Annotated in this window: 6 protein-coding genes and 1 pseudogene; all 7 read right to left on the reverse strand. The window is 70.4% G+C overall.

Features of this window, described 5'->3' with window-relative positions:
* A pseudogene (locus FAF44_RS52310) lies at positions 1-723 on the reverse strand (hypothetical protein); the annotation flags it as partial.
* Between the two features lie 77 nt (positions 724-800).
* Complete coding sequence (locus FAF44_RS52315; protein ID WP_237110971.1) at positions 801-1,676, reverse strand: DivIVA domain-containing protein; 876 nt, start codon at positions 1,674-1,676, stop codon at positions 801-803.
* Positions 1,677-1,778: 102 nt separating this feature from the next.
* Positions 1,779-2,066 carry a YggT family protein gene (locus tag FAF44_RS52320; RefSeq protein ID WP_237110972.1) on the reverse strand — a complete coding sequence of 96 codons (288 nt, stop codon included), beginning with the start codon at positions 2,064-2,066 and terminating at the stop codon, positions 1,779-1,781.
* An 81-nt stretch (positions 2,067-2,147) separates the two neighbouring features.
* Positions 2,148-2,648: a cell division protein SepF gene (locus tag FAF44_RS52325; protein ID WP_237110973.1), complete on the reverse strand. Its 501-nt coding sequence runs from the start codon at positions 2,646-2,648 to the stop codon at positions 2,148-2,150.
* Between the two features lie 138 nt (positions 2,649-2,786).
* Positions 2,787-3,479: a YggS family pyridoxal phosphate-dependent enzyme gene (locus FAF44_RS52330; protein ID WP_237110974.1), complete on the reverse strand. Its 693-nt coding sequence runs from the start codon at positions 3,477-3,479 to the stop codon at positions 2,787-2,789.
* Between the two features lie 139 nt (positions 3,480-3,618).
* On the reverse strand, positions 3,619-4,911 hold the full coding sequence (gene ftsZ, locus FAF44_RS52335; protein WP_237110975.1) for a cell division protein FtsZ: 1,293 nt from the start codon (positions 4,909-4,911) through the stop codon (positions 3,619-3,621).
* A 336-nt stretch (positions 4,912-5,247) separates the two neighbouring features.
* Entirely contained in the window at positions 5,248-5,916 is a 669-nt protein-coding gene (locus FAF44_RS52340; protein WP_237110976.1) for a cell division protein FtsQ/DivIB, read from the reverse strand.
* Between the last annotated feature and the right edge of the window lie 258 nt (positions 5,917-6,174).

Genomic DNA, 6,174 nt, shown 5'->3' on the forward strand with positions numbered 1-6,174 from the left:
GGAGGAGGGGGCCTTGGGCGGGCTCCCCGCTGCGGCCGGGGAACGGCCGAACCACCCGGTGGCGCCTTCCTCCTCGTGGGAGGCGGCGGACTCCGGGCTGGGGGTGGAAGCCTTCACGTCGGGCTTCGGCGGGTTGACCGGCGGACGTACGTCGCGGGTCTCCGCGGAGTTCTCGGCTCGGCTCGCCGTGGTGACGTCAGCGGCGGGAGCGGAGCCGGGAGTGGCGGCAGGCGGCAGTTGCCGTCCGCCGAGCGCTGCGTCGGGCAGGCACGCCGTGCAGGGCGTGAAGCCCTCCTCGCGTGCCTCCTCGTACGTGAGCTCCTCGTGATCCCGGCCGGTCAGTTGCCTGCAGCCGGGCACGTGGTAGCGCTTGCGCCCAGGGATCACCAGCACGATCGCGTTCGGCGCGACACCGCCCGGCGTGGGCCGGCGCGGCGCGGAGGCCGGTGCGGTCGCCGTCCGCTGCGGGGCCGGGGGATACGGCCGGGGTTGCGGCTGTGGCTGGTGAGCCGTCGGACCGGTCTGGTTGTACGGCGGCGCGGGCGACATGAGCCCCTTCGGGGGGGTGGCCGGCGCAGCGGCCTGCCCACCTCCGGGAAAAAGCTCGTTCCGCCGCAGGAAAGCCCCGATCACCAGGAACAACGCGGACAGCACGCTGACCACGATGGACCACATGATCAGGAACGGCTTCGCCAGTACGAAGCCCGCGATCAGCAGAACCACTGCCGCGAGCACCAAACCAGCACTGATAAGGATCACAGGGGGCTCTTTCGAGAAGCAGGTCCTAGTGACCCGTTACTTTACCGGCGGTCGTTGTGCGGACCGTCCGCGCCGGGGAAGACACCCTGCGGAGCCTCGCCGCCGAACGGGTTCGGACCACCGGGAAGAGGCGGCTGGCCACCCTGCGGCACGGCGTGCGACATGGCGGGAGCCTGACCCTGCGGACCACCGGACATCACCGGGAACCCACCGCTGCCCTCGGCGGAGACGTTGAGCTCGGCGAGCTGGTTCTCCAGGTACAGCTTGAGGCGGCTGCGGTACTCGCGCTCGAAGCTGCGCAGCTCCTCGACCTTGCGCTCGAGCTCGTCGCGGGTCTGCACCAGCGAGCCCATCGCCTGACGGTGGCGCTCCTGCGCGTCGCGCTCGAGCGTCTCGGCGCGGGCGCGGGCGTCGCCGATGACCTGCTCGGCCTGGCGGCGGGCCTTGGTGAGGATCTCGTCGGCCTCGCGGCGGGCGCGGGTGACCGTCTCGTCCGCCTCGCGGCGGGCGTCGGAGATCGCCTGGTCGGCGGTCTGCTGGGCGAGCGCGAGCACGCGGGCCGCGGTGTCCATGTTGTCCTCGGCGGGAGGCATGCTCATGGCAACGGGGACCGGCTGCTGCTGCACCGGCGGCGGCTCGGGGGCCCGCATGGGCTCCGGCTGCGGCGGCGCCATCATCTCGGGCTTGGGCTGCTCCTGGATCGGTGCGGAGGCCATGGGCATGTTCATGCCGCCCGGCACCTTCCCGCGCAGGCACTCGGCCAGCTTCGCGCGGAGCTCCTCGTTCTCTTGGATCAGGCGGTCGAGCTCAGCCTCCACCTCGTCGAGGAAGGCGTCTACTTCTTCCTCGTCGTAGCCCGGCCGCAGCCGGGTGGTACTGAACTGCTTGTTCCGCACATCAGCGGGCGTCAGCGGCATTTTTTGGTCTCCTTGGCGCGCTTGGAGTCTGTCCGGAGGACGGTAACCCGAATCACCTCAGCGCGGACACGAGTTGGATCACGACCGGCGCCACCGGCCCCCTCATCGCAGCGATCCGGCGATCTGAATCAGGATCAGAACCACGATGAACAGGACAGTGAAGCTTAGGTCAAAGGCCACCGTACCCAACCGGAGCGGAGGAATGAAACGGCGGAGGAACTTGAGCGGTGGGTCGGTTGCGGTGTATGTGGCCTCCGCCAGCACCAGGACGACGCCGGATGGCCGCCACTGGCGGGCGAACGCCTGCACCGTCTCAAAGATCATCCTGCCGATGAGCAACACCAGATAGACGGAAAGGACAACGACCAAGATCCCACCGACGACGTCCACGGCCCGGCCGCGCCTCCACTTCCGATGTGCCCTCCCGGTCTCGGCGAGACCTGGTTGGGTCCGATAGGCATACCAGAGACTCTAACTCTGGTTGAAGAATCCGCGTTCCGCGATTCGGGCCTTGTCCTCGGCGGTCACCTCGACATTGGCAGGGGACAACAGGAACACCTTGTTGGTAACACGTTCAATGCTGCCATGTAGGCCAAAGACCAGACCTGCCGCGAAATCCACGAGCCGCTTGGCGTCGCTGTCGACCATCTCGGTCAGGTTCATGATGACCGGGGTGCCGTCGCGGAAGTGCTCGCCGATCGTCCGGGCCTCGTTGTACGTGCGGGGGTGGAGGGTGGTGATGCGGGCCAGATCCGTCGTGCGGCGTTCCAGGACCGTCGTGGTGGGCCTGGGCGCGGGCACCCCGGCCTCCGGTTCGTCCTCGCGCTCCTGGACGGCCACGGGACGGTCCTCGCCGGGCCGCTGGACGTCGTCGTCGTAGGCGTAGTCGTCGGTGTAGGTCTCGTACCTCTCGTAGCGGTCGTCCTCCACGAGACCGAGGTAGACCGCCATCTTGCGCATCGCGCCGGCCATCGCTAAGTCGTCCTCCTGCTCATGGTCGCACTCGCTCGGGCCCGTCGCCGTGTCCGAGGCGGCAGCCGCACCCCCCTGGAGCTCACCGCTGATCGACCTCTACTTGATCGTGGGATTGAGGACCCACTTGGGGGGACATTACCTGACGAAGGGCTTGCGACGACCGAGCAACGCCGTACCGACCCGCACGTGTGTCGCGCCGTAGGCGACGGCCTCCGCGAGGTCCTCGCTCATGCCCGCCGAGATCACGGTGGCCTGGGGATGCTGCTCCTGGACGCGCGCCGCGAGGTCGCGCAACCGGGCGAACGCCCTGGCGGGCTCCTCCCCCAGCGGCGCCACCGCCATGACCCCCTCCAGCCGGACGCCGTCGGCCAGCGCCACCTCGTCGCACAGCTCCAGCAGGCCGGCGGGGGGCACACCGCCCCGGCTGGGGTCGTCGTCGAGGGCGATCTGCACCAGGCAGCCGATGTCGCGGCCCTGGCGCACGGCCTCCCCGCTGATCGCCTCCACCAGCCTGAGGCGGTCGACGGAGTGGATCACGTCGGCGTACCCGACCACGGAACGAACCTTGTTGGTCTGCAACTGGCCGACGAAGTGCCAGGTCAGCGGCAGTCCGGCGAGATCGTGCGCCTTGCGGGCGGCCTCCTGGTCGCGGTTCTCGCCGACGTCGCGCACGCCCAGTTCGGACAGGATGCGCACGTCCTCGGCAGGGCGTGTCTTGGTGACGGCGATCAGGGTGACCTCGCTCCGGTCGCGGCCCACCGCGTGGCATGCCTCGGCGATGCGCGCGTCGACCTCGGCGAGACCGGCCGCGATCTCGTCCCTTCTCACGTGCCTCTCCCTCTCGCTGCCCGCGTGCCCGCCCCGCCCGTACGCCGCTCCGCCCGGCCGCGCACACGACGGCGCCGCTCCCATGTCCCTGCGGGGAGCGGCGTCGGGCGCGACCGTCTCGACGGCTGTCTCTCTACGGCTATTTGAGGAAGTCGGGGACGTCGAGCTCCTCCTCCTGGTCCTCGAAGATCACCCGAGGACGTTTGGGCGGCTCCGACATGCGGGAGGTGATGGGCGTGGGCGGGTTGGCGGGCTCGGGCGCGGGCCGGGGAATCGAGACGGGGCCCGACGGCTCGTCGTCGGGGTCGTCGAGCGGCTCCGGCGAGCGCACGGCCTCCATCGGGCGCACCGGCTCGGGGCGCGGCTCGGGCCTGGGCTCGGGACGCGGCTCCGGACGGAACTCCGCCCGCGGCTCCGGGCGCGGCTCGGGCCGGAACTCCGCGCGGGGCTCGGGACGAGCCTCAGGGCGCGGCTCGGGCCGCGGTGCGGGCGGCTCGGACTTCACGCTGGGCGCGGTCGCGGCGGGCCGCAGCGGCGCCGCCGGAGCGGGCGCCGACTGCTGCGCGATGTTGGCGTCGGGCGCGGCGGCCATGGAGACGAGCTGGGCCGCCTCGTTGATCTCGAACAGGCCGAGGTCGGAGCCGCCCGCGATCGACAGCAGCACGCCGTGGGCGCCGTCGATGCTGGCCTCCAGCAGCGGGCTGGAGACCGCCATCTCGGCCGCCGCCACCGACCGGTCGTCACCGCGGGCGTGGCCGATGCCCATGAGGGCCGAGCCGGCGCCCGACATGACCGACTTGACGTCGGCGAAGTCGAGGTTGATCAGACCAGGGGTGGTGATGAGGTCGGTGATGCCCTGGACACCCGACAGCAGCACCTGGTCGGCGGCCTTGAACGCGTCGAGCACGCTCACCTGCCGGTCCGAGATCGACAGCAGCCGGTCGTTGGGGATCACGATGAGGGTGTCGACCTCGTCGCGCAGCGTCTCGATGCCCGCTTCCGCCTGCGACGCCCTGCGCCGTCCCTCAAAGCTGAACGGCCGGGTCACGACACCGATGGTGAGCGCGCCGAGCGATCGTGCGATGTTGGCCACGACGGGAGCGCCGCCCGTGCCCGTGCCGCCGCCCTCGCCCGCCGTGACGAAGACCATGTCGGCCCCCTTGAGGACCTCCTCGATCTCCTCACGGTGGTCCTCGGCGGCCTTGCGGCCGACGTCGGGGTTGGCGCCCGCGCCCAGTCCGCGCGTGAGCTCGCGGCCCACGTCGAGTTTCACATCGGCGTCACTCATCAGCAGCGCCTGGGCGTCGGTGTTTATCGCGATGAACTCGACGCCCTTGAGTCCCTCTTCGATCATCCGGTTGACGGCGTTGACTCCGCCGCCGCCGATGCCGACGACCTTGATGACCGCGAGGTAGTTCTGCGGTGCTGCCACGACGAGGGGCCTTTCCGCTCGTTGACTTGCCATTTCGGTGCGGATTGTCTCCGCTTTTTGTCAGTTCGGGTAACTCTCAACCTCAGGTTGAGATTTAGATTTATGTCAACCTGAGGATTGATACGGACAGTAGGAGTTACGCTCCAGGCGGGTCAACTAACCGCGCCGCAAGCACGTCCGGCGTGTCGCGGGCTGTCCGTTTCGCTCCGCAGTCGCGCCTGGTGGCGGCCCTCCTCTGCCGAAAGTCCGGCTTACAGGCTCTCACGCCGCGGGCCCCGCCTCGCACAGGCTCGGCGATGCTCTTGCCGCTGAGTTGCCAGACCCTGACGATCACGATCACTTCAGCGTCACCACGTCGGGTGAGCTGACGTCGTACAGGGTGACCGCTCTTTCCCGCTTGAGCAGCGAGACCAGGATGCGGCCCTTCTCCTCCGGCCGGTCGGGACCGCCCCAGACGACGGTACGGCCGTCCGACAGGATCAGGGTCACGCCCTCGGCCGTGCCCGCGCGTACCTGCCTGACCTTGGCCGCCACCTCGTCCGGCACCGCCTGGACGACCTTGAGCGCCGCCGTCATGGCGGGGTCGCCCTGCTGCGGGCGGTCCACCTTGAGCAACGGCAGCATGGGCGGGGCGGCGGACCGCACCTCGATCACCACGCCCTGCCCGTCGACGATCGCCACCTTGTCCCCCGCGGGGACGGCGGCGACCGGCTCGCGCTCGACCACCTCGATCTTGAGCGTGCCCGGCCAGATCCGGTCGACCTTGGCCGTGGCGAGCTGTCTGATGCCGAGGACGCGGGTCTCGACGTCGGCGAGGTTCACGGTGGCGAGGGGGTGCAGGTCCGCCACGCCGGCCTGCTGCTCGATGCGGTCGCTGGGCACTGTGAGATTTCCCACGATCTCCACCGAACGCACCCCCAGCACGGGCGAGAAGAACACCAGCCACGCGGCCGTGCCCACCACCCCCGCCGTCAGCAGCACCAGGAACGCCGTGCGCGCCTTCATCACCCTCCCGCCAACCCGCGGCCCATGTCGGCACCGAACCTACGCCGACACGCGGCCCGAAGCCCGCGCGCCACGCCCAAACTCCACCGGGCGACGCGATCGCGGCTCGCCGCGCCGGCCTGGAGCGGGCTCAGGCGGACCGGGCGGGGCCGTCAGGACAGGCGGGCCACGATCTGCGGGCCCAGCTCCGTGACGTCACCGGCCCCCATCGTCAGCACGATGTCGCCGGGCCTGGCCCGCTCGGCCACCAGCGCGGGC

Source organism: Nonomuraea sp. MG754425, from assembly GCF_021699195.1.
Classification (GTDB): Bacteria; Actinomycetota; Actinomycetes; order Streptosporangiales; family Streptosporangiaceae; genus Nonomuraea.